Below are 18,898 nucleotides of genomic sequence, written 5' to 3'. Positions count from 1 at the left end.
CTTGGAAAAGATTGCCGAGCGTGAACACCATACCCAGCCATAGGGAATGGCCGGTGCAGGTTGGGCATGCTTGTGGGGCTTCACCGCACCGGCCACTGCGGGAAGATATGAGGCCCCCCGCGCCGCCTAAGATATAGGCATATTAGCAATCGCGCAATTAACCCTATTGCGCTACCCAGCCGTAGAGGCAAGGAAATCGGAGAAGTTGGTGCCGGTTAACCGCCAGCACGCGAGCAAGTCATTCTGAAAGCATGAAAAACGCGATTTTGCTCGTGCCAATTGAGCGTCTGAAATCTAGTTCCTGCTGCCGATTATCCCTAAGTTAACTGGAACACTTATATTCCCGAAGGGTTGCGAATCAGTCGATTGTCAAGCGCATGCCATGGAGCAAGCAAGGGATCGGTCTGAGCAGAAGGGCCGCAGCGGTCGAAGCGCGCTGGGAAATCCGAGCGGCTTCGGCAATTGTCCGCTCTGGCTCGCCCGCTACAACTCGACTCGCGCAGTGTGGACGGAATCGCCGGCCATGTGGACGAGAACCATCTGGCGATGTCGTTCACCGAGTTTCGTTCGCGCTACAGCCTTTAAGGGCAAGGTGATCAAGGGCGATCGGATCGCCGCCTCAGGCGGCTTCGCGTTCGGCCTGCGCAGTCAGGTCCGGCTCCCGGCGGCTGTACTGCCGCGGCGAACAGCCCATGACGCGCTTGAATGCCGTGCTGAAGGCGCTTTCGGATTCGTAGCCGAGCGCCAGCGCGATGACGGAAACCGGATCGCCGGAATGCATCAGTCGGTCGCCGGCGAGCATCATGCGCCATCGCGTCAAATAATCCAGAGGTGAGGCCCCGACCGTCTGCTTGAATCTGAGCGCAAAAGTCGATCGCGACATGTTAGCGCGCTCTGCAAGTTGCTGCAGCGTCCAGCCATGTGCAGGGTCTTCGTGCATGGCGCCGATCGCCGCGCCGATCTGCCTGTCGGTCAGTGCGAACAGCCAGCCGACATTGCCTTGCGCGGTCATATGCAGGCGCAAGGCCTCGATCAGGATCATGTGGGCGAGGTGCTCGACGATGAGAAAGCCGCCGGGACGCCGCTGGCGCAATTCCTGCATCATCCGCTCCACCGGCCAGCGAAGCGCCGAATGGTCGCTCTCGCCGCGGATGTGGACGATGGGCGGCAGCATCCGCAAGAGGATGCCGGCATGGTCGCCGGACAGCGTGAAGCGACTGCTGACCAGGAGGAAATCGCCGCCGCCATTATGGACGGTGATGCCGCCGGTCCGCGCCGGTGAAAAGATCGTTCGCGCATCGACCGTCGGCAGGCCGAGATCGCTGGCAAGGCGGAAAGGCCGGCCGCGCGGCAACAGGAAGCAGTCGCCCACGTCCAGCCGCACCGCGTCAGGGACGCCCTCGACCGACAGCCAGCATCGGCCGGACACCACGGCGCCGCATTTGATGGCGGCCTGCTGGTCAGGAAACTGGATCGCCCAGTCGCCACCGGTTTCCAGCCCAGCCGACAGGTAATTGCGCGGCTTCAGTAGCGACAGCACGTCTGACAGCGGATCCATGAGCGTTCTCGGACGATTGCGAAGATATCTCGGATTTTACAGTATAGATCGTATGATCTCAAACTTCTATCTCCTTCGCAAGGGGCTGCCTGTACGGCCTCGACAAAAACCAAGGAGAAATCATCATGCGTGTGTTCGTTACCGGGGCTACCGGTTTTGTCGGTTCGGCTGTTGTGCGGGAGTTGCTCGGGGCGGGCCATCAGGTGCTTGGCCTCGCGCGGTCGGAAGCAGGTGCGGAGTCGATCGTGGCCGCGGGTGCCGAGGCGCATCGCGGCGATATCGAGGATTTCGACAGCCTGCGCAGCGGCGCTGCCCAATCGGATGGCGTCATCCACACGGCCTTCAACCACGACTTTTCGAGATTCGCCGCCAGTTGCGCAGTTGACCAGCGCGCCATCGAAACGCTCGGCGCGGCGCTCGAGGGTTCCGAGCGGCCGCTGCTTGTCACCTCCGGCCTCGCCGGTTTTGCGCAGGGAAGGCCGGCAACCGAAGACGACAAACCCGCGCCTCCATCGGCCGCCATGCCGCGCGCTTCGGAAGCAACGGCCGTGGCGCTCGCAGCGCGCGGGGTGCGCGCATCGACGGTGCGGCTGGCGCCGACCGTCCATGGCGAGGGCGATCACGGTTTCGTGCCGATGCTGATTGCCATTGCGCGTGAAAAGGGCGTCTCGGCCTATGTCGGCGACGGCGCAAATTGCTGGGCGGCGGTGCACCGGTTCGACGCCGCCACCCTGTACAGGCTGGCGGTGGAGAAGGGGGCGGGCGGCGTCAGCTATCATGCGGTTGCCGAACAGGGCGTGGCGAGCAAAGAGATCGCCGAGATCATCGGCCGCCGGCTCGGCCTGCCGGTCGTTTCCATAGGCCCCGAGGACGCGGCTGCGCATTTCGGCTTTCTCGGGCATTTCATCGGCAGGGACTTGTCGGCGTCAAGTGAGCAGACCCGCACTGCACTGGGATGGCAGCCGACCGGGCCGGGGCTCATCGCCGATCTCGATCGTGCCCGCTATTTCGAGGCCTGATCAGGCCGGCCAGTCGCGTTGCATTGCACGACCGACAGCCTGGCGATCAGCGGCAGTGCCAGCAACACGGCCAGACGCAGCCCGCCGAGCGGGCAGCACTGTCGTGCTGCTGGAACCGCCGCCACATCTGTATGGCGGCAATCAGAACGAACACGGCGTAGGCCGCCCGCAGCCCGGACGAGCTGCTCGCCCGTCGCCGGAAAGCCGGCGAAGGCATGGCCTCGTCATGGCAGACCTACCTTGCTACGGGGATGCGCGCGCGATTCCCGCGCCTAGTTAGAGATCGCCCTTCCTCACCTTGCCGTAAACGATATTCCGGTTCGAGCCATAGTAGACTTTCGCGTCGAAAGGACTCCCGCCGAGGGCGGCATTGATGATGTCCCACATATCGTCGGCCGAACGTAGGATGAGCGGCCAATCCATGAAAGTCTCCATGTAACCATCCGTCGTTATCTCGTCGCTGAAATTGGCAAACAGGAATTCGCCACCGGGCTTGACGAGTTCCATGGCTCTTTGAAGCAGGCGGACGCCGATGGCACGCGGCAGGTAATCGTAAAGCCCCGATGCGTAGACGAGATCGAATGTGCCAAGGGCGTAGGCGCGGCGTAGGATGCCGCGTACGGAACCCTGGACTGCCTCGACTGCCGTGCCGGCAAAGTCGTGGTTCACCGTGGCTACGCTGACGGGGTCCTGATCCAGGCCGATCCAACGTTGCAGTTTATGCCTGGCCAACGCGTCGGAGCGTTCGGCTTCCCTGAGGTGGCCGCAGGCAATCGCCAGCACCTCAGCCTTTTCCACACTGCTGGCCGTCTCGTCCACGGTCCTGGCCAGAATATCCCGCCGCTCGCGCCCCGCCACCGAACTGGCAGCTTCACTGGTGTACGCATAGATTTGCCGACCAAGTAAGGTCGACGAGGCCACGATCTCGTCGGCGATGGGATGCTTGTAGTAAATATCCAGCAGGCCTGCATCGCCCGAATACCCGCGCGGTTTTTCGACCGACCACCGCGTGAACGGGTCCTGGAGCAAATATTCCGCGACCCGATGCTGCTGAGCCAAAGGAACGAGTTTCTGCCAAACCGCGGTAGCAACCTGCCGGCGGAGCTTGTGGAGTCGCCCCGCCAAACGATGGACGACGGGGGCGGCCGGTTTGTTTCGCGCAAAGGCTTGATGAGCAAGGTCCAGTATCAGGGCGAGCTGGGCCGTGCTGTCCCTCAACTCGTCGGAGTCAGCCGCCTCTTCGGAGGTCGCAACATGTTTCTTCATCAGCCTAGTGGTGACCAGGCTGTATTGGTCGAGCTGCAGTTTTGGCTTGATAGGCATGCCGTTTACTCTCCGGTTTACCGCCCCGGTCCCCGGCCAGCAGCATAGGTGCGCCGCCAACCAATGCTAACAATTTTAATAAAATTTAAGTAAAATTTTAATCAACGGAACGGCCATCAATCCTGCAAACTGGCTAAATCCGAACCGCCCGTTTACCCTCGGTTAGCGACATCTGACTTTTCTTGCGGACAGGGACGTCTTCATTCCCCGACCGCAGGCGACGTCGGCTGTTGCATTCGCTACTGCAGATCGCGGAGGAGCGTTGCGATGCAACTGAGCGAGGACGTTGCCCAGAAGGTGGCGGCAGCGATTGGACGTCCGCGGTGGCATTCCGCCGATCCGGAACTCCTGACACTGTTCCTGCAGAAGGATGCCGATGAGAATCGCAGCCTTGTGCGATGGGGTATTGCGGCTGCTGTATTCAGCTATGTGGCCTATGGCCTTTTCGATTGGTTTCTCTTTCCGGATGTCGCCGGCCGGCTTGTTTTGACGCGCGTTACGCTAGGGGTCACTTCCCTGGCGCTTGTCGAATTTGTCGCCCGACGGGGCTTTGCCCTTGCCACCTTGCACCTTGTAGCAGCGCTGGCGATTGTCTCCGGTGCCCTTGGGTGGCTCGTCTCCGCTGTTGGAACAGAGCATCAGGATGCCCTCTCCCATTTCATGGTTTTTGGCACAGTGTTCATCCTGGGTGCGAATCTGTTCTTCAACTTCCGTTTTTGGCTTTCAGCCCTTGCCTCCGCGACGGTCGCCGCAAGCTTTGTGTACGCCGCGATGTTCTCCCTTCAGGCCGACATCGCCGGTCGGGTCGTGTTGTCGGCCTATTTCGTGAACTGCCTCGTCTTGTCGCTTTATCTTTCCTGGCGGCTGAGTCTGGAGCGGTACCAGACTTTCCTGCACGCGCTTCGGGCACAATTCCAGGAGCAGGCTGCTATCAAGAAGGGGCAAAAGCTAACTGAAATCGCCGACACCGATCCGCTCACGGGAATGAAGAACCGCAGGGCGATCATTCGAGAATTCTCGGAGCTGCGCGAAGACTGGGCCGCGGACGACGACGAGATAGGCCTCATTCTGATCGACGTCGACTACTTCAAAAGGTTTAATGACGGACTTGGTCACCAGGCCGGCGACGATTGCCTGATCAAACTCGCCCATGTCCTTTCCGAGATGGCGGCTGCCAACAACGCCATCGCGGCCCGCTATGGCGGAGAAGAATTCGTCATTCTCTGCAAGGTCACCGGGCGGGCTCACCTTCATGAGATAACGAAGAAATTCTGTCGCGCTGTAGAGGATTTGGATATCTACCACCCTGATCGGGGCGACAAGCTCAACATCGTCACGATCAGTGCCGGAGCGTCGTTGACGCGCGCCGATCAGAGCATAGAGCTTAGAATCCTGCTGCAGGAAGCGGACCGCGCACTCTACGCGTCCAAGTTTGCCGGTCGGGCTACGTTCACGATTTACGACCCGCACGCCACCAGCCAGGATCGCTCCGGCGAAAATCTTTCAGAACTGCTGAAGGTGGCAGTTTCCAACCAGCTCGTTTCTGTCGCTTACCAGCCAATTCGCGAGCTGGCGTCGGGACGCGTGCTGGGCCACGAGAGTCTGATGCGGGTATGCGACTTCGACGGCACCATGATCAGTCCGTCCGTATTCATACCCGTTGCCGAGCAGACCGGAGCGATCGTGGAACTGGGTACGTGGCTGATCGATCGAGCCTGCGGTGACATGGCGGAATACGGATTGGGCTCGGTCGTGACGGTGAACGTATCCGTTCTTCAGCTCAAGGCTCCCAACTTTTCACTCCGGATCACCGAAATCCTTGGCAGGCACGGCCTTGCTCCACAGAAACTGGCCATCGAAATCACCGAAGGCAGTGACATCTTTCTGGAGGCGCAAGCGGTCAGAAACGTGGAGCGGTTGCGAAAACTTGGCGTTCAGATCTGGCTGGACGATTTCGGAACGGGATTTGCCGGCCTTACATGGCTGCGCCGGTTCAAATTCGACGTGGTAAAGATCGATCGCAGCTTCCTCCACGATTGCCAGACCTCTCGCGGCTTGAGCCTGTTGCGGGACATGGTCGGACTGCTTCGCAATCTCGGCCATGTCGTGCTCGCCGAGGGCGTCGAAACCGAAGAGCAGTACATATTGCTGCAGCGCCTGGGGGTAAATTTGATGCAGGGCTTCCTCACCGGGCATCCAGTCCCGATCGAAGAGGTAAACCAAATGAGGCAAGGCCTCGTTGCCTAGCGGCAGCCCCTTCGCTGAAGCTTCGGAGGGCATCCTGCTTCGTTCCGGTCCCCCTACGCTACTTCGTAGCTTCGGGCGACACTCCTACGCCCAGATGCGGTTCCGGGTGGCCTGCCACCCGAAGCCCGCAGGGCGTAGGGTGGCGGAGAGGGAGGGATTCGAACCCCCGATGGGCTTGCACCCATGCCGCATTTCGAGTGCGGTGCATTCGACCACTCTGCCACCTCTCCGCGGTCATGGTCGGCCGTTGCCGGCGCGGCGCACTAGATAACGGCTGGGCGGGCAGGTTACAAGGCCAAATCCGCGGGGGAATTCAGCTTCCTGTGCGGGCTCTGTCTGGAGGGCTGCGTTGCGGCCACGTCGGCAGATGGGGCCAACCGGTCCTCGACCGGAGAGATCGGGGGCGGCAAGGAGGCGGCGTGGCCAAGGATTCCGCCCGTTTGCCTTGACTCGTACCGAACCTTCGGTTAGGGGAAGCGCGCAATCGGCGTGGAGGGTTCTTCCACGCCGCTTGTTTTTCGAACCCGCAGACTGACAAAAAGACGGCCGAACCGCGTGACGCGGCTCATCGAGGCCGACCGAACAGCGAAAGGCAAAAAATGTTCGCAGTCATTAAAACGGGCGGTAAGCAGTATCGCGTTGCCGCCAACGATCTCCTGAAGATCGAGAAGCTCGAAGCCAATGTCGGCGATATCGTCGAAATCGGCAGCGTCCTCGCCCATGGCGAAGGCGAAAATGTCACCTTCGGCGCCCCGTTCGTCGATGGCGCTCTGGTCACGGCGGAAGTCGTCGAGCAGGGCAAGAACCGCACCGTCATCGCTTTCAAGAAGCGCCGCCGGCAGAATTCGCGCCGCAAGATCGGCCACCGCCAGCTTCTGACCACCGTGCGGATCGCCGAGATCCTGCTGGGTGGCGCCAAGCCTTCCAAGAAGGCCGCAGCCAAGGTGGAAGCCAAGGAAGTCAAGGCTGACGTAGCGCCCGAGGCGAAGGCCGAGGCCGCGCCGAAGGAAGCCAAGGCGAAGAAGGAAGCCAAAGCCGAGGCTGCTCCGAAGGATGAAGCCAAGACGGAGACCGCCGTCGCCGCGCCGCTGTTCAAGGCGCCGAAGGGCGAGCCGGACGATTTGGCCGTGATCAAGGGCATCGGCCCGGTTGCCGCCGGCCAGCTGCACGAGCAGGGCATCACCACCTTCGCCCAGCTTGCCAAGCTGTCGGACAAGGACGTGGCCAAGATCGACGCGCACATGCCCTTCAGCACCGACCAGATCAACGACTGGCGCGAGCAGGCCAAGGAACTGGCGAAGAAGTAAAACGAACCGGCGACAAGGTCGCCGGATCGGACTTGAAACGGAACGCGAACGCGTTCATAAGACCATTCAAGCGCCCCAGGGCGCATCGGAGTTAGTTAGATGGCACACAAGAAAGCTGGCGGCTCGTCGCGCAACGGTCGCGACTCGCATTCCAAGCGTCTGGGCGTGAAGAAGTTCGGCGGCGAAGCCGTCATCCCGGGCAACATCATCATCCGTCAACGCGGCACCACCTGGCATCCCGGCGTCAATGTCGGCATGGGCACGGACCACACCCTTTTTGCGCTCGAGACCGGCGCAGTCACCTTCAACAAAAAAGCCAACGGCCGAACCTACGTATCGGTCAACCCGATTACCAAAGCCGCGGAGTAGCCGGTTCCGCACTATAAAACCGGCGCCCATCTCGGGAACCGGTGTCTGGCCAAACCAGTGAATGGAGCCAGGAAAAGGATCAGGGGAGATGGGTTTTCCATCTCCCCTTTTTTCTTGCCTGGAGGACGTCGAATGGTTGCCGAAGCGGAAGACACCGAAGACGAAAGTTACGCGATAGATTGCCCGGTGCTGGCCACGGAGCGGCTGGTGATGCGCGCCCCGTGTGAAGCCGACATCGCGCAACTGGTCGAGCTTGCCGACAACCGTCATGTCGCCGAGATGCTGGCCCGCATGCCGCACCCCTATGGCGAGGCCGAGGCACGCGCCTTCCTGGCCATGACCAGGTCGCGCCGGGCCGGCATCGCCTACGCCCTGACGCTCGCCGGCACCGACATTTTCGTCGGCTGCGCCGGCCTCAACATGACCGATCGCGGGCTGGAACTCGGCTACTGGATCGGCGAGCCCTATTGGAAGCGCGGCTATGCGACGGAGGCCGCGCATGCGTTGGTCGACCTCGCCTTCCAACGGACGTCGATCCAGGTGCTGCAGGCTTCGACGCGGGTGATCAATCCGGCCTCGCGCCGGGTCATCCACAAATGCGGCTTCCAGTATGCCGGCCAGGGCATGCTGAACTCGATCGTCGCCGGCCAGGTGCCGGTCGAGCGGTACCGGCTGGACAGAAAGACCTGGATCAGCCTGCGCAACTGGGTGCATTTCTAGGTGTTTTGATATTCAGGTGAGGCCGGCCTGCAAACGCGGGTTTATGCGCTTCCGGTGCACGTACTTAAGTACGCTCCGCTCCGGTTCTCGAAAACCAGTGTTTTCGGCTCGGCCTGACCTGAATCTCAACACACCTAGCGCGTGCCTCCAAACGACAGGTTTGGCAACGTTGGTTGTGGATCGGACTCAACTCAGCCCATCTCGACCCAGATCGGGAGATGGTCCGAACCGACCGCTTGCGGGTCGACCCACAGGCGCTTCAGCGATCCGGCGAGCGAGGCCGAGGTGAAGATGTAGTCGATGCGCTTGTGGCGGCTTGTGTCTTCGGGTCGCGTGGGATCGACCCAGGTGACGACGTCTGGTGTGTTCAGGCGCTGGGCGACGTCGACGGCGAGATCGGCGGTCAAGGGCATGCCGAATTCATGGTCCGGGCGGCCGACGAGTTCGACATATTCGGGCGAGCCGGGCAGCATGTTGAAGTCGCCCATGACGATGAAGGCTTCGGGATAGGGCAGGTCCGGCAGGCCGATCTCGGGAATGCCGGAGAGACCGCCGCCCTCGAAGGCATAGTTCAACAGGCGCTGGCGCAGGAAACGGATCTGGCTGGCGCGCTCAACCGGACTGCGATGGTCGAGATGCGTGGAATAGAAGCGGATGAAGCCGAGCGGAGTCTCGACCAGCGCCTCAAGTGCGCCGCGCTGGAAGTTCATCGCCTCCAGGCTACGGCTGCGCGGCAAAAGCAGATTGCGCGACAGATGGATCGGTGTCTTCGACAGCACCATGTTGCCGAGCTGGAAAGTGGTGGTGATGGCGCGGCCGGCCTCCAGGCGCGAGCCGACATTGACCTCGAAATTGCTGCCGTAGGCGGCAAAATATTCGGGCAGCGCCTCGCCGATCTCGGCGACCATGTCGCGGTTGCCGTTCCTCGGATTGTTGCGGGTCACTTCCTGCAGCGCGATCACGTCGGCGCCGCGAACCGCCTCGGTGATGCGGCCGAGATCGTAGCGGCCATCCAGACCGATACCGTACTGGATGTTGTAGCTCACAACCTTCATTCCCGCGCCCCTCAAGCTCCGTCCGCGAACACTGCTACCGCGTCCCCGACAAAAGGGCATCCGGCGCTTTAGTCGCAAAACGGCCTCGCCCTTGGCCGCGCCTTGGTTTAGAGCAAGGCGCAAGATCTAGAGCAAAGCCGCAAGGCCAACAGAAACTGCGTAGTCCAATGAAATTTCTCGATCAAGCCAAGGTTTATATCCGCTCCGGCGACGGTGGCGCCGGCTCTGTGTCGTTCCGGCGCGAAAAATTCATCGAGTTCGGCGGCCCGGATGGCGGCGACGGCGGCCGCGGCGGCGATGTCTGGCTGGAAGCGGTCAACGGTCTCAACACGCTGATCGACTATCGCTATCAGCAGCATTTCAAGGCCAAGACTGGTGTCCACGGGATGGGCCGCAACATGACCGGCGCCAAGGGCGCCGATGTGACGCTCAAGGTGCCGGCCGGAACCCAGGTGTTTGCCGAGGACAATGAGACGCTGATCTGCGACCTGACCGTGGTCGGCCAGCGCTTCCTGCTGGCCAAGGGCGGCAATGGCGGTTTCGGCAACCAGCATTTCAAGACCTCGACCAACCAGGCGCCTCGCCGCGCCAATCCCGGCCAGCCCGGCGAAGAGATGAATGTCTGGCTGCGGCTGAAGCTGATTGCCGACGCCGGCCTGGTCGGGCTGCCAAATGCCGGCAAGTCGACTTTTCTGGCAACCGTCACCGCGGCCAAGCCAAAGATCGCCGACTACCCCTTCACCACGCTGCATCCAGGTCTCGGCGTTGCCCGCATCGATGCGCGCGAATTCGTCATCGCCGACATTCCGGGCCTCATCGAGGGCGCGCATGAGGGTGTCGGCATCGGCGACCGGTTCCTCGGCCATGTCGAGCGCACGCGTGTGCTTTTGCACCTGGTCTCGGCGCAGGAGGAAAATCCTGGAAAGGCCTACAAGACCGTGCGCGCCGAGCTGGATGCCTATGGCAATGGGCTGATCGAGAAGGTCGAGATCGTGGCGCTGAGCCAGGTCGATATCCTCGACGCCGATGAGCGCAAGAAGAAGGTTGCGTCGCTCAAACGCGCTGCCGGCCGCGCGCCGATGCTGCTGTCGGCGGCCACCGGCGAGGGCGTCGAAGCGGTGCTGCGGGCGCTGATGGCGGTTGTCGGCGAAGCGCGCGACAGGGCTGCCGCTCCCGTCGAGACCCGCTGGGACCAATAGCGATGACGGCGCAATCGCTGACAAAATACCGGCGCATCACAGTCAAGATCGGTTCGGCCTTGCTGGTCGACCGCACCAGCGGCCTGAAGCGCGACTGGCTTGCCTCGCTTGCCGAGGATATTGCGGTGCTCGCCAATGGCGGCGCCGAGATCCTGGTCGTATCGTCCGGCGCCATTGCGCTCGGCCGCACCATTCTCGGTCTCGGCAAACGGGCGCTGAAGCTGGAAGAAAGCCAGGCGGCTGCGGCCGTCGGCCAGATCGCACTGGCCGGCGCGTGGTCGGATGCGCTGGGCAAGGGTTCGCTGAAATCGGGCCAGATCCTGCTGACGCTGGGCGACACCGAAGAGCGCCGCCGCTATCTGAATGCCCGCGCGACGATCTCGACGCTGCTCAAGATGAAGGCGGTGCCGGTCATCAATGAGAACGACACGGTGGCGACCTCCGAAATCCGCTATGGCGACAATGACCGGCTGGCGGCCCGGGTGGCGACGATGATGGGCGCCGACCTGCTTGTGCTGCTCTCCGACATTGACGGGCTCTATACGGCGCCGCCGGCGCGCGATCCCGATGCAAAATTCATTCCGGTGGTCGACCGCATCACGCCCGATATCGAGGCTATGGCCGGGGCGGCCGCATCCGAACTGTCGCGCGGCGGCATGCGCACCAAGCTCGATGCCGGCAAGATCGCCACCGCCGCCGGCACCGCCATGATCATCACCTCGGGCACCAGGCTGTCGCCACTGATGGCGATCGAACGTGGCGAGCGCGCCACCTTCTTCAGGCCGAGCGCCAATCCGGTGAAAGGCTACAAGACCTGGATCGCCGGCCAGCTCGAACCGGCCGGGCGGCTCACCGTCGACGCCGGCGCCATCGGTGCGCTGCTGTCCGGCAAATCTTTGCTGCCGGCCGGCGTCAGGCTGGTCAGCGGCAATTTCTCGCGCGGCGACACGGTGGCCATCCTGTCGCCGGAAGGGCGCGAGATCGCGCGCGGGCTTGTTGCCTACGATGCCGCCGATGCCGTAAGGATCGCAGGCCTGAAGACCGCCGAGATCGAAACCGTGCTCGGCTACGAGGCGCGCTCGGCGATGATCCACAGGGACGATCTGGTGGTGAGCGATCCGGGTGACCAGATACGGCCTGCCGGCCAGCTATGGGCCGGGGGCGAGGTAAGCGGAGGATGAGACATGCTGAAGTTGCATGAACAATCCGGGGATGACACCGTCGCGCTGATGGCTGATATCGGCCGCCGCGCCCGCGCGGCCGCCCGACCGTTGGCGATTGCGACCGCCGCCGCCAAGGATGCCGCACTTCTCGCCATGGCCGACGCGATCATCGCGCGCCAGCAGCAGATTCTCGATGCCAACGCCATCGATGTCTCTAACGGACACGAATCGGGCTTGTCCGGCTCCTTCATGGACCGGTTGAAGCTCGATCCGGCGGGCACCCGTGCCATGGCGGATGGCATCCGTGAAATCGCCGAGCTCAGGGACCCGGTCGGCGATGTGATTGCCGCCTGGGATCGCCCCAACGGCCTGCAGATCGAGCGCGTGCGCACGCCGCTCGGCGTTGTCGGCGTCATTTATGAAAGCCGGCCGAATGTGACGGCGGATGCCGGCGCGCTCTGCCTCAAGGCCGGCAATCCGGTGATCCTGCGCGGCGGCTCGGATTCGCTCAATTCGTCCGCCGCCATTCATGCCTGCCTGGTCGAGGGGCTGAAGGCCGCCGGCCTGCCGGAAGACGCCATTCAGCTGGTGCCGACCACCGACCGCGCCGCCGTCGGCGAGATGCTGAAAGGGCTTGGCGGCAATCTCGACGTCATCATTCCGCGGGGCGGCAAGAGCCTGGTCGGGCGCGTCCAGAGCGAGGCGCGGGTGCCGGTCTTTGCCCATCTTGAAGGCATCTGCCATCTCTACATCGACCGCTCGGCCGATCTCGACATGGCGGTCAGGATCGCCGTCAACGCCAAGATGCGGCGCACCGGTGTCTGTGGCGCTGCAGAGACTTTGCTGGTCGACCGCGCGGTGGCCTCCACACATCTGGTGCCGATCCTCGACGCGCTACGCGCCGCCGGCTGCGAGATCCATGCCGATCAGGAAGTGATGAAGCTGTTCTTCGACGCCAAGCCGGCGACCGATGCCGACTGGATGACCGAATATCTCGACGCCATCATCGCGGTAAAGCTGGTCGACGGGATTGCCGGCGCCATCGACCATATCGAGACGTTCTCCTCACACCACACAGAGGCGATCATCGCCGAGGATGCAAAGGCTGTGCAGCGCTTCTTCAGCGAGATCGACTCGGCGATTCTCCTGCACAATGCCTCCACCCAGTTCGCCGATGGCGGCGAGTTCGGCATGGGCGCCGAGATCGGCATCGCCACCGGCAAGATGCACGCGCGCGGACCGGTTGGTGTCGAGCAGCTGACCTCGTTCAAATACCGCGTGCGCGGGTCGGGACAGGTGAGGCCTTGAGCGCTGGCCTTACCCTCCCCCTTGTGGGGAGGGTGGCGAGCGCAGCGAGCCGGGTGGGGGTACGACGCTGAATTCTGCAATCCCCCCACCCCGCTCCGCTTCGCGGATCGACCCTCCCCACAAGGGGGAGGGTGGGGCGCCTCTTTCCTCGCACTACCTCCGCATGCCGCATGCCGAAAAGGGCCTTGCCGTCGGCCTGTTCGGCGGCTCGTTCAACCCGCCGCATGCCGGTCATGCGCTGGTGGCGGAAATCGCGCTCAGGCGGCTGGCGCTCGACCAGCTATGGTGGATAGTGACGCCTGGCAATCCGCTGAAGAGCACCAGGGAATTGGCGCCGCTGAGCGACCGGCTGCTCCAGTCGGAGCAGGTCGCCAAGAACCCGAAGATCAAGGTCACCGCCTTCGAGGCGGCGCATCATATTCGCTTCACCGCCGACACGCTGGCGCTGGTCAAGGCACGCAATCCCGGCGTCGACTTCGTCTGGATCATGGGCGCCGACTCACTTCGCGATTTCCACCGTTGGCAGCGCTGGCGCCAGATCGTCATGACCTTCCCCATCGCGGTCATCGACCGCCCGGGCGCGACGCTGTCCTTCCTGTCCTCGGTCGTGGCCAAGACGTTCGACTATGCCCGCGTCGACGAGGGTGATGCGCCCCGGCTCGCGCGCATGAAGGCGCCGGCCTGGACCTTCATCCACGGCCCACGCTCGTCGCTGTCATCGAGTGCTATTCGCCAGCAAGCCAAGGGGTAACTCCGTAAGACCAGATCGCCGATGTCGCTTTTACGGCGGCCTTTCGCGATTGGCTGGGCGATGCTGCGCTGGATATGGCCACTTCAGTGAACCAGACCGACATCGACCCCAATCATGGCGCCCCGCCGGCGCCCGTGATCGCCATTGCCAGCGTAATCGTGTCGATGGCGCTGATCGCGGTCGGCAACGGGTTGATGTTCGCCTATATCCCGGTCCGGCTTGGCGTCGAGCGCTTCGATCCGACCTGGGCCGGGCTGATCATCACCGGCCTGTCGGCCGGCGGGCTTGCCGGCTGTATCCTGACCGGGCCGCTGGTGCGCCGCGTCGGGCACGCCCGCGCCTTCATGGTGCTGTCGGCGCTGATAGCGCTGTCGAATGCTGCCATTGGCGCCGGCACCTACCCGCTGCTGTGGATCGCGGCACGCGCGCTTTACGGTTTTGCAATATGCGGCCTGTTCATCGTCGCCCAGAGCTGGCTCAACGATGCCGTCGCAAACGCCATTCGCGGCCGGGTGATGGCGGTGTTTTACGTCGCCTATGTCGCCGGACTTGGCGTCGGCTATGCCCTGCTGGCGGCGGTCGACATCGCGACGGCGCAGGCGCCGCTGATCGGCATTGCCTTCACCGCAGTGTCGATCCTGCCGGTCGGCATGACGCGGTTGGCTCAACCGCCGCCACCTCGCGCAGCCTCCGTGGCGCTTGGCCGCGCCTGGCGGATCTCGCCGGTCGGCGTGGCCGGCATGCTGGCCGTCGGCGGTCTGTCGATGGCGATCGCCGGGTTCGCACCGATCCATGCCACGGCCAAAGGCTATAGCCAGGCCGATGTGGCGCTGCTTTTGTCGGCGATGCCCGTCGGCACGCTGATCCTGCAGATACCGCTCGGCTGGATTTCCGACCGTACCGATCGCCGTTACGTGCTGGCCGGCGCTGCGGCACTGGCCATCGTCGCCGGTATTCTGGCCATCGGCTTCGACGGCGGCGCGCTGATGGTGCTCGTGGTGATCTACATCGTCTGGGACGGCGCCTCGGAATCGATATATTCGCTGGCCAGCGCGCATGCCGCCGACCGCGCCGGCAAGGACGACATGGTGGCGCTGTCGAGTTCGTTGCTGTTTGCCTGGTCGCTGTCGGGGTTCATCGTGCCGGGTATCGTGACGGCCCTGTCGGCTGTCTATGGCACGCAGGCCTTCATTTATGTGGCCATCGTCATCGCCACTGTCTTCTGCCTGTTCGTGCTGTGGCGAGTGGCCACCACGCGCGCCGTCCCCGCTACGGAGACCAGCAGTTTCGCGCCGATGTCGGCGCAGGCGCCGCTGCCGGTGGAGCTCGCCTACGCCCCGGAAGATAAGCGCTGAACGGTTTCACAGCTCCTACTGCCTGGTAGCGGCAGTTTCCTGTCGAGCCTCCGGCGGAGGTGCGGGAACCGAAATGGCTTCGGCGTCGAACGCCTGCTTGACGCGTTTGGTGAGATCGATCTGGGTGGCGAAGAAATCCGCCGCCGTGGTCCAGTAGCGCAAGGTGATGGCGACGCTGGCATCGCCCACCGTGGCGACGAAGGCGATCGGCGCCGGCTCTCGCTTGACGCGGCGCTCGCCGCCGGCAACGCCCAGCATGGTTTTCTGCGCCAGGTCGATGTCGTTCCAGGAGCCGATGCTCAGCGTGATGTCTCCGCGGCGCACACCGTTGCGAGTAAAATTGCGCACCGGCTGGTTCCACAGCGTCGAATTGGGCGCCAGCACATAGACGCCGTCTGTCGTGCGGAGCTTGGTGGCGAACAGGCCGATTTCCTCGACGGTGCCGGAAATGGCGCCGACCTCGACATATTCGCCGATGCGGAATGGCCTGAGCGCCAGAAGCATGATGCCTGCGGCGATGTTCTGCAGCGTGCCTTGCAGCGCCAGGCCGATTGCCAGCCCGATNCAGCCCGATGGCGCCGATGGCGGCGATGATCGAGGCCGTCTGAACGCCGAACTGGCCGAGCACCATGATGACCACCAGGATCAGGATGGCGTAGCGCACGATCTTCGAGAAGAAATGGCGCAGCGTCGCGTCGAAACCATGGATATGGCCGAGGCCGGCTGAGATCGATCGTTCTGCGAGCCCGGCGACGAGATAGCCGACGACCAGCAGGATGATGGCGCCGATGGCGGAGAAGGAATAGGAAACGATCAGTGTGCTGAGTTGCGCAAGGCCAGCCTGCACGGTGAGCAGCGTGTTCTGGGGGTCGATTGGCATCAGGAAAATCCGTTTGGGGGGTGTGTCGATAACCCCTGCCGCGGCCATGGGTTCCGATTTTTCTCAAGGCTCCGGAACCGGAAGTCTTGCACTGCGTTCGCGGTGGCAGGGCCTCCCGTCTTGAAACTGCAAGGGAACTCTGCCTATCTATAGGGTGTCACCTGATTTCGTGGGTGATTTGGTTGTTCTTGCTGCGAAAGGAAATACACTGAGAACAGCATTGCGGAAGAAGGCTGACATCATGCCTTCGCCGGCCAGGATCAGCGTAGATGACGCCGTGTCCCGTGCCATCAAGACAGTCCTTGCCAGTCTGGAAGACTCCAAGGCCGAAAATATTGTCTCAATCGACATTCAGCGGAAATCGAGCCTCGGCGACTATATGGTCATCGCGTCGGGCCGGTCGCACCGTCATGTCTCGGCTGTCGCCGACCACCTCCTCAAGGCGCTCAAGGATGCCGGTCTCGGCACGGCGCGCGTCGAGGGGCTGTCCGGCGCCGACTGGGTCCTGATCGATTCAGGCGACATCATCGTCCATGTCTTCCGCCCAGAAGTCCGCGAATTCTACAATCTTGAAAAGATGTGGCAGGCGCCGGACCTTGAGGAAGAGACCTTGCACTGAGCTCCGTCTCATGTCGTAACCATCCGGGTGCGACATGGATTGAAAGCTCGCCGAGGCAGGGATGAAGATAGCAGTTCATGCCGTGGGCCGGATGAAGGCCGGCCCCGAGAGAGAACTCGCCGACCGCTATTTCGAGCGTTTCGCCAAGAGCGGCCCGGCGATCGGGTTCGAATTCTCTGGTGTCGCCGAGATCGCCGAGGGACGAGCCCAGAACGCCAATGAGCGCCGCCGCGAGGAAGGCCAGAAGCTGCAGGCACAGCTGCAGCCGGGCACGGCGCTGTTCCTGCTCGACGAACGCGGCAAAAACCTGTCCTCAGACGATTTCGCCAGCCGTATCGGCCAGCTGCGCGATGGCGGACGCAAGGCGTTGGTCATCGCCATTGGCGGCGCCGACGGGCACGACCAGTCGATTCGCGATCAGGCTGAGCTGATAGTCTCGTTCGGCGCGGCGACCTGGCCGCACCAACTGGTGCGCGTCATGCTGGGCGAGCAGCTCTATCGGGCGGCAACGATTCTTTCGGGACATCCCTACCACCGTTCGTAAATCAGTGGGTCGAGGATCAATCGTCCGGATTTCCGCCCCAATGCGCGGCTGTTTTGTGCTAGGCTTCGGTTCGATCATGGTTGATGGTTCGTTAACGAAGCCACGCATAGAGTCGGGCTTCAATGGCTGACAACGGGAAATCACGAACGGGCTTTCGGCACGCGCGCTGCGGCATCGCTGCAGCGGTGGTTTTGCTGTCGCTCGGGCTTGCGCGGGCCGAAAATACGCTGGACGTGGCGCCCGACCCCGATCTGAGCCGTGCCGAATATGAGAAGGTGTCGGCCGAGATCACGCTGTCGTCCGAACGGCTGGCCAAGCTCGCCGCCGACATTGCTTCGGTCAAGAAGGACCATGCCTCGATCACCGCGGCGCTTATCCAGTCGGCGATGACCGAGCAGAAGCTCGGCCAGGACATCGAGGATATCGGCGCCAGGCTCGAAGGACTGAAGGGCGAGGAACAGAAGATCCGTGTCTCGCTGGCGGCGCGGCGCGACGTGCTGGCCGAGGTGCTGGGGGCGCTGCAGCGCATGGGGCTCAATCCGCCGCCGGCGATCCTGGTCAAGCCGGAAGACGCACTGTCGTCGGTGCGCAGCGCCATCCTGCTCGGCGCAGTGGTGCCCGAACTGCGCCAGCAGACCGACAAATTGCTGGCCGACCTCAGGGAACAGACCCGGGTGACGGGCTCGATCGAGGCCGAGCGGACGCGGCTGACGGCGGCGGTCGGCGAGCAGACGGCGGAAAAGAAACGCCTCTCCATGCTGCTCGAAGCCAAGCAGAAGCTCGAGGCGGACACCTGGACGGCGATGGCCGCTGAAAAGCAGCGGTCCCAGGCGCTTGCGGCCAAGGCCGGCAGCCTGAAAGAGCTGATCGCTTCGCTTGAGGCCGACAAGAGCCGCAAGGCGGCGGATGCCGTCAAGGCAGGCGAGCAGAAAGCGGCCGACAGCGATAAGCCCGACGCCGATAACGCCGATGCAGGCACAACCGCGTCGACGGAACTGGCTTCGCTGCCCGTGCCGGAAGGCAACCGCCTCACCGCCGCCGCGCCGTTTTCGGCACTTCAGGGACAGGTCTCGCTGCCGGTCACCGGCAAGATCAAGCTGCGTTTCGGGGCCGATGACGGTAACGGCGCGGTGATGCTTGGCGACATGGTTGCGACACAATCGGGAGCCATCGTCACGGCACCGGCGGACGGAAATGTGCTTTATGCGGGGCCTTTTCGCTCCTATGGTCAACTCTTGATCCTCAATGCGGGAGACGGCTATCATGTCGTTCTGGCGGGGATGAGCAGAATCAGCGTCGCGTCTGGCCAGTCGGTGCTCGCAGGAGAGCCGGTCGGCGCGATGGGAGAGGCCCGGGTGGCAAGCACCTCGGCCTCGAAGAATGGAAATGCCACGCCGGAACTCTATGTCGAGTTCCGCAAGGATGGAAAACCCGTCGATCCGACCCCATGGTGGGCGGACCGCTTCTCTGGAAGGACGTGA

17 protein-coding genes, 1 tRNA gene and 1 pseudogene are annotated in these 18,898 nt (G+C 63.1%); 13 read left to right on the top strand and 6 right to left on the bottom strand.

Translation table 11 applies throughout. The features are described from left to right. Positions 1 to 619: 619 nt before the first annotated feature. Positions 620 to 1,558, bottom strand: coding sequence for an AraC family transcriptional regulator (locus tag X733_RS156640; RefSeq protein WP_023818240.1), 939 nt, complete (start codon positions 1,556 to 1,558; stop codon positions 620 to 622). A gap of 125 nt (positions 1,559 to 1,683) precedes the next feature. Between X733_RS156640 and X733_RS156645 the strand changes: the two genes are divergently transcribed. After that, positions 1,684 to 2,577 carry an SDR family oxidoreductase gene (locus X733_RS156645; RefSeq protein WP_023715923.1) on the top strand — a complete coding sequence of 298 codons (894 nt, stop codon included), beginning with the start codon at positions 1,684 to 1,686 and terminating at the stop codon, positions 2,575 to 2,577. A gap of 276 nt (positions 2,578 to 2,853) precedes the next feature. Here X733_RS156645 and X733_RS156650 read toward each other — a convergent pair whose 3' ends face one another. After that, positions 2,854 to 3,900, bottom strand: a complete 1,047-nt coding sequence (locus X733_RS156650; protein ID WP_023684116.1) for a class I SAM-dependent methyltransferase — start codon at positions 3,898 to 3,900, stop codon at positions 2,854 to 2,856. A 267-nt stretch (positions 3,901 to 4,167) separates the two neighbouring features. Here X733_RS156650 and X733_RS156655 point away from each other — a divergent pair, with 267 nt between their 5' ends. Next, positions 4,168 to 6,147, top strand: a complete 1,980-nt coding sequence (locus tag X733_RS156655) for an EAL domain-containing protein (RefSeq protein ID WP_023818239.1) — start codon at positions 4,168 to 4,170, stop codon at positions 6,145 to 6,147. Between the two features lie 140 nt (positions 6,148 to 6,287). Here X733_RS156655 and X733_RS156660 read toward each other — a convergent pair. Continuing rightward, positions 6,288 to 6,377, bottom strand: a tRNA-Ser gene (locus X733_RS156660). Between the two features lie 369 nt (positions 6,378 to 6,746). On the opposite strand from X733_RS156660, the gene X733_RS156665 reads away from it, so the two are divergent. From X733_RS156665 to X733_RS156675, 3 genes are all read left to right on the top strand, one after another. Beyond that, positions 6,747 to 7,454: a 50S ribosomal protein L21 gene (locus X733_RS156665; RefSeq protein ID WP_023700236.1), complete on the top strand. Its 708-nt coding sequence runs from the start codon at positions 6,747 to 6,749 to the stop codon at positions 7,452 to 7,454. A 99-nt stretch (positions 7,455 to 7,553) separates the two neighbouring features. After that, the gene (rpmA, locus tag X733_RS156670) at positions 7,554 to 7,823 is read left to right on the top strand and encodes a 50S ribosomal protein L27 (RefSeq protein ID WP_015315190.1); all 270 of its coding nucleotides are present in this window, start codon (positions 7,554 to 7,556) and stop codon (positions 7,821 to 7,823) included. Positions 7,824 to 7,955: 132 nt separating this feature from the next. Then, positions 7,956 to 8,543, top strand: coding sequence for a GNAT family N-acetyltransferase (locus tag X733_RS156675; protein WP_023688901.1), 588 nt, complete (start codon positions 7,956 to 7,958; stop codon positions 8,541 to 8,543). Positions 8,544 to 8,734: 191 nt separating this feature from the next. On the opposite strand, the gene X733_RS156680 is transcribed toward X733_RS156675, so the two are convergent. After that, a complete protein-coding gene (locus X733_RS156680; RefSeq protein WP_023668690.1) occupies positions 8,735 to 9,598 on the bottom strand; it encodes an endonuclease/exonuclease/phosphatase family protein in 864 nt (287 codons plus the stop codon). Positions 9,599 to 9,765: 167 nt separating this feature from the next. Here X733_RS156680 and obgE point away from each other — a divergent pair, with 167 nt between their 5' ends. The 5 genes from obgE to X733_RS156705 all read left to right on the top strand — a co-directional run bounded on the left by obgE (position 9,766) and on the right by X733_RS156705 (position 15,374). Continuing rightward, complete coding sequence (gene obgE / locus X733_RS156685; protein WP_023693164.1) at positions 9,766 to 10,797, top strand: GTPase ObgE; 1,032 nt, start codon at positions 9,766 to 9,768, stop codon at positions 10,795 to 10,797. Between the two features lie 2 nt (positions 10,798 to 10,799). Further along, a complete protein-coding gene (gene proB, locus X733_RS156690; RefSeq protein WP_023744952.1) occupies positions 10,800 to 11,978 on the top strand; it encodes a glutamate 5-kinase in 1,179 nt (392 codons plus the stop codon). 3 nt (positions 11,979 to 11,981) lie between these two features. Beyond that, complete coding sequence (locus X733_RS156695) at positions 11,982 to 13,268, top strand: glutamate-5-semialdehyde dehydrogenase (protein WP_023818238.1); 1,287 nt, start codon at positions 11,982 to 11,984, stop codon at positions 13,266 to 13,268. A 163-nt stretch (positions 13,269 to 13,431) separates the two neighbouring features. After that, positions 13,432 to 14,019 carry a nicotinate-nucleotide adenylyltransferase gene (locus X733_RS156700; RefSeq protein ID WP_023693161.1) on the top strand — a complete coding sequence of 196 codons (588 nt, stop codon included), beginning with the start codon at positions 13,432 to 13,434 and terminating at the stop codon, positions 14,017 to 14,019. 74 nt (positions 14,020 to 14,093) lie between these two features. After that, on the top strand, positions 14,094 to 15,374 hold the full coding sequence (locus X733_RS156705; protein WP_023818237.1) for an MFS transporter: 1,281 nt from the start codon (positions 14,094 to 14,096) through the stop codon (positions 15,372 to 15,374). A 15-nt stretch (positions 15,375 to 15,389) separates the two neighbouring features. Here the strand turns inward: X733_RS156705 and X733_RS1000000170675 are convergent, their stop codons facing one another. Both X733_RS1000000170675 and X733_RS1000000171425 read right to left on the bottom strand, forming a co-directional pair. Further along, positions 15,390 to 15,878, bottom strand: coding sequence for a mechanosensitive ion channel family protein (locus tag X733_RS1000000170675; RefSeq protein ID WP_245263581.1), 489 nt, complete (start codon positions 15,876 to 15,878; stop codon positions 15,390 to 15,392). Positions 15,879 to 15,988: 110 nt separating this feature from the next. Further along, positions 15,989 to 16,254 (bottom strand): annotated as a pseudogene (locus X733_RS1000000171425) (mechanosensitive ion channel family protein); the annotation flags it as partial. Between the two features lie 241 nt (positions 16,255 to 16,495). Between X733_RS1000000171425 and rsfS the strand changes: the two are divergent. The 3 genes from rsfS to X733_RS156720 all read left to right on the top strand — a co-directional run bounded on the left by rsfS (position 16,496) and on the right by X733_RS156720 (position 18,898). Beyond that, positions 16,496 to 16,873, top strand: coding sequence for a ribosome silencing factor (rsfS, locus tag X733_RS156710; RefSeq protein WP_023668698.1), 378 nt, complete (start codon positions 16,496 to 16,498; stop codon positions 16,871 to 16,873). Positions 16,874 to 16,934: 61 nt separating this feature from the next. Then, a complete protein-coding gene (gene rlmH / locus X733_RS156715; RefSeq protein ID WP_023684125.1) occupies positions 16,935 to 17,417 on the top strand; it encodes a 23S rRNA (pseudouridine(1915)-N(3))-methyltransferase RlmH in 483 nt (160 codons plus the stop codon). Positions 17,418 to 17,539: 122 nt separating this feature from the next. After that, entirely contained in the window at positions 17,540 to 18,898 is a 1,359-nt protein-coding gene (locus X733_RS156720) for a murein hydrolase activator EnvC (protein WP_023732986.1), read from the top strand.

The sequence above is a fragment of the Mesorhizobium sp. L2C066B000 genome (genome assembly GCF_000502335.1).
Lineage (GTDB): Bacteria > Pseudomonadota > Alphaproteobacteria > Rhizobiales > Rhizobiaceae > Mesorhizobium.
The sequence above is the reverse complement of the archived record's forward strand: the minus strand, read 5'-3'. Positions and strand labels throughout refer to the sequence as shown.